Source organism: Embleya scabrispora DSM 41855 (genome assembly GCF_000372745.1).
Classification (GTDB): domain Bacteria; phylum Actinomycetota; class Actinomycetes; order Streptomycetales; family Streptomycetaceae; genus Embleya; species Embleya scabrispora.
On the sequence record NZ_KB889624.1, the window covers coordinates 1 to 4,358 of the forward strand.

The 4,358-nt window shown below is 70.3% G+C and carries 4 protein-coding genes; 2 read left to right on the forward strand and 2 right to left on the reverse strand.

Annotated elements, in window-relative coordinates; all coding sequences use genetic code 11:
• A partial coding sequence (locus A3IC_RS0113340; RefSeq protein WP_020550553.1) for an ATP-binding cassette domain-containing protein occupies positions 1–474 on the reverse strand: 474 nt, incomplete at its 3' end.
• A 245-nt stretch (positions 475–719) separates the two neighbouring features.
• Positions 720–1,976: an ABC transporter substrate-binding protein gene (locus A3IC_RS0113345; RefSeq protein ID WP_158695941.1), complete on the reverse strand. Its 1,257-nt coding sequence runs from the start codon at positions 1,974–1,976 to the stop codon at positions 720–722.
• 160 nt (positions 1,977–2,136) lie between these two features.
• Between A3IC_RS0113345 and A3IC_RS54175 the strand changes: the two genes are divergently transcribed.
• Both A3IC_RS54175 and A3IC_RS62220 read left to right on the forward strand, forming a co-directional pair.
• On the forward strand, positions 2,137–2,943 hold the full coding sequence (locus A3IC_RS54175) for an SDR family NAD(P)-dependent oxidoreductase (RefSeq protein ID WP_052173465.1): 807 nt from the start codon (positions 2,137–2,139) through the stop codon (positions 2,941–2,943).
• Between the two features lie 525 nt (positions 2,944–3,468).
• Complete coding sequence (locus A3IC_RS62220; RefSeq protein WP_020550557.1) at positions 3,469–4,002, forward strand: ATP-binding protein; 534 nt, start codon at positions 3,469–3,471, stop codon at positions 4,000–4,002.
• Positions 4,003–4,358: the final 356 nt, after the last annotated feature.

Genomic DNA, 4,358 nt, shown 5'->3' on the forward strand with positions numbered 1-4,358 from the left:
CGGGAGAGAGGAGGCGAGTCGGTCGGCGTACCCGGCGAGGCCGCACCGGTCGAGCACGCCGGCGACGAGCGCCCGCCGTTCGCGCTCCCGTTTCCGGCGCGGCGGCAGCGAGAGGACGTCCCCGGCGAACCCGCCGCCTCCCCCGCGGCAGTCGAGTGGGACCAGGACGTTGTCCTCGACGGTGAGCCAGCCGAAGGTCTGGACGCGCTGGAAGGTGCGCCGCACTCCGCGGCGGGCGCGGGTGGTCTCCGAGAGCCGGGTGACGTCCTCGCCGTCGAGGCGGACCGCGCCGTCGCTCGGCCGGCGGACGCCGGAGATGACGTCGAACAGGGTGGTCTTGCCGGCGCCGTTCGGACCGATCAGACCGACGGTCTCGCCCCGCCCGACGGTGAGGCTGACGCGGTCGAGCGCCTGGATGCCGCCGAAGCGGACGATGATCTCGTGCAGCTCGAGCAGGGGGCTGGTGCCGTCCAACGGGTACGCCTCACGGTGAGTGGTGAACGGGGGGCGTGTCGGCCGCCGGGCGCGATCCGCGCCCGGCGACGGACATGAGCCGGTGACGTGGCAGGCGACGTTTGCCCGTGCAGGAGCGGCGTCCGGTGCGTGCTCTTCGGCGTGCCGGCCGGAGGTCCTCGTATGGGACGGACTCGGGTCTTCGTCCGGTGCGGCGTGAGTGCGTGCCGGGCGTCGCGACGGGGCCAACGATGCCTGTCACGGCACTATTTGTTGGGGAAGGTGTTGTCGAGACAGGTGAACTTCTCGACGGTCTGCCACCGGGTGCCGTCGGACTCGAGCACCGAGCGGCAGCCGGTGGCCACCGCGGACGCGTCCGGGTAGCGGGTCGGCCCGACGAGCCCCTCGATCTCGAAGGTCATCTTCGAAGCCGCGTCGCGGACCGCCTCCGGGGTGATCTTGTCCTTGCCCTTCTCGGCGACGGCCTTGAGCGCGTCGATGAACATCGAGGCGCTGGAGTAGCCGGAGATGACGCCGATGTCGATCGCCTGGTCGGCCTTGACCGCCCTGACATCGGCGCGCATCCGGTCGGCCGCCGGGGAGGAGTCGCTCGGGTTCGCCCACGCGATCGGGGTGACGCTGCCGGCCATCGGCTTGACCAGCGCGTCGGACCACAGGCTGTGCGCGTAGAGGCCCTTGAAGCCGCCGGCCTTGAGCAGGGCGTAGATCTGCACGCAGTCGGGACCCAGGTAGCACTGGATGACGTCGGGTGCGTTGCCGCCGTCGGACTTGAGGAGCTGCTGAATGTACGGGGTGTAGTCGGAGACGGGCGGCGGGGGCACCATCGCCTTGGAGAAGACGACGTCGAACCCGGCGCCGGCCAGCTCGGTCTGGCCGTACTTGGTCGTGATCCGGCCCGCCTCGACGTCGTAGCTGAACAGCGCGATACTCGGCGACTTCTTGCCGGTCTTCTCGGTGGCGTACCTGCGCAGCAGGCCGAAGGCGTTCGGCAGCATCTCGGGATTGCGCGGGGTCAGGCACCCGGAGAAGCCGAAACCCCAGAGGTCGGTCGACGGCTTGTCGGCGCAGTAGCTCGGCTCCAGGCCGATGCCGAAGTAGGGCACCTTCTGCTGGGCGAAGTACTGGACCGGATTGGTCTGGGAGACGTCGCCGACGATCGCGAAGACCTTGTCCGAGGTGACCAGGCGGCGGGCCTCGGACAGCGAGGTCGCCGGGTTGGCCTGGTCGTCGACGAACTTGGTGTAGTCGATGGTGAGGCCGGGGATCTCCTTCTCGGCGTTGAACCGCTCGATCCGGGCCCTGGCGCCGATCTCGGCGCTGCCCATGTTGGCCTTCACTCCCATCCCGGCCACGGTGATGGTCTTGCCGTCGTAGCCGCGGGCCGAACCGGAGGCCGCGCTGCCATCGGCGGACGGTCCGCAGCCGGCGGCGATGAGTGCACTGGCGACGATCGCGGCCACCACAACCGGCCGACGTCTGCTGATCGAGTTCAAGGTCTTCACTTCTTGCCTTCCACTAGCGGGGCGGGACAGGCCACAGCTCCCACCACCGAGAAGGGTGACTGTCGGGTTGCGATACGGTATTCTCGTATCGTAATCACGTCAACGGTCTGCGCCGTGAAGAATTGGCGTCGCCCGTCGCCAGGTTGCCGGAGGGATTCGGATGAACACGTTGGAGGGCCGTCGCGCCCTGATCACCGGCGGTGCCTCCGGCATCGGCCGCGCCACCGTGCGCCTGCTGGCGGCCGAGGGCGCCCGGGTCGCGATCGCGGACATCAACGAGAGTGCGGGCTTCGAGGCCGCGGCCGAGGTCGGCGGCACCTTCGTGCGGATGGACGTGGCCGACGCCGCCCAGGTCACCGCGGGCTTTGCCCGGGCGGCCACATCGCTGGGCGGGCTCGACATCGTCTACCTCAACGCCGGCGCCAACACCGCCGAGGCCGACATCGCCGCGATCACCGACGAGCAGTACCGGCGCGCGGTCGGGATCAACGTCGACCAGGTCGTCTACGGCGTCCGCGAGGCGGTCCGGTTGATGGAGCCGGACCGAGGGGGATCGATCCTCGCCACCTCCGGGCTGGCCGGACTGTTCCCGTACGTGCAGGACCCCGTCTACTGCATGGCCAAGCACGCGGTCGTCGGCCTGGTGCGCGGCCTCGGCCCGACCCTGGCCGCACGCGGCATCACCGTCAACGCGATCTGCCCGGGCATGGTCGAGACGCCGCTGATGGGCGCCGAGGCGACCGCTTTCCTCTCCGCGGCGGGCTTCCCGCTGCTCAAGCCGGCAGAGATCGCCGCCGCCGCACTGGCCGCGATCACCTCCGGCGGCAGCGGCGAGTGCTGGATCTGCCAGCCCGGCATGCCGGCCCGCCCGCTGGGCGCCGACCTCGGCCTGGCGGACGTCGAGGAGCACGTGAACCGGATGATGGCGGTTCTCGCCAGTCCGGAGTTCCCCTACCCGAAGAGCTGAGCCCCGTGGATCCGGTCACCGAGCCCGCCACCAGGCGTCGTTTGTCAACTGCACCAAGGACGAGGCAAAGCGGCCGAACCTCCCGGCCGACCCGGCCGACCAGCCCCGGGCGAACCCGGACTTCCTCGGCCGGACGGGCCCGCGCCACTGCAGACCCACCTCGTCGCTGCGCTCGACGGCTCGCTCGTCGGCGTCCGGTCGGAAGCCGTACGACATCGCCGCCCAGGGCGAACGGGTCGTCGCCGCACTCGACAAGAAGCCCGTCCCCAAGAGCGTCTCCACCGACCTCGTTGCCGTCACCAAGGACAAGGTCGACCAATCCGACGCGAACACACGCCTCAACAAGGGCGCTTGCCGACGTCCGACCGAACCCTGCCCGGACCACACCGACTCGCCGCGAGCCGGTGCTCCCCGGGGGCGACGAACCGCACATCCCGCAGGCCTATTCCGCGTCCCAACACCGCACACAGCAACCAACACAACTCGGGGAGCCACTCGTCACCGCTCTGTTCCTCGGAGATCAACGTGAACCCCCACAGCACCACCTCCGCCTCGCCGAGCGGGAACGCGTTCGTCGAACTCGCCCCCCGGCCACTCGCCCCACCGTCCAACCCGCCCACCGCCCCGTTCGGTCTGCTGCTCGCCGAGTCGACGGTGGCAGCCGACGCCCGCCTGGCACGCGACGTCCGCGCCTTCACCCGCGAGCACCTGGTCCGCATGGCAGCCGACCGCGACACAGTCGCCGATGCCGTCCTGCTCACCTGCGAGCTGTACGCGAACGCCCTCCAGCACGCTCCCGACGGCGCGGTGGTCCTGCGCGTCCTCCACGACAGGCCCCGTGGCACGTTCACCGTGTCCGTCGACGACACCAGCCGCGTCCCGCCGGCAGCCGCCGACTGCAGATCGGCATGCCTCCAGGAGTCCGGGCGCGGACTGGCCCTCGTCGTCGACCTGGCCCTCGCGTGGGGATGGCACCCCATCGACACCGGGAAACGCGTGTGGTTCTCGATGAGCATCGTCCGCACCGCGCACGACTCCGAGGAGTCATCATGTGCGTGAGGACACCGGGTTCGACGCCACAGGCACCATCCTGTGCGGTTGGCTGTACTCGCCGACGCCCCGAGCCCTCCGCAGCGGTGGTCGTCACACGTGGCTTGGGGGCGGTCAAGGAAGCAACGCAACACACGATCACCACCGTCCACCGCGAGCTTCATGCCCAAGCCCGCGACGCCAACCCCAGGCCCCGCCCGCCGCGCGCCCGTGGGCAGCGGTGCCCTCGATGACGCTGCGCCGGCGACACAGTCGGCGCTTGCCCGGACAGGATGTGTCTGAAAGTTCGTGTAAGTCCGTGATGTGAATGGTGGGCCGGGGTACCGTCCCGGTTCCCCGGCCCTTCCGGAACGGACTGTCATGAC

What these genes read in the sequence shown, in the direction of transcription:
- A3IC_RS54175 (WP_052173465.1), top strand. Translation starts at nt 2,137, where the DNA reads ATGAACACGTTGGAGGGCCGTCGCGCCCTGATCACCGGCGGTGCCTCC.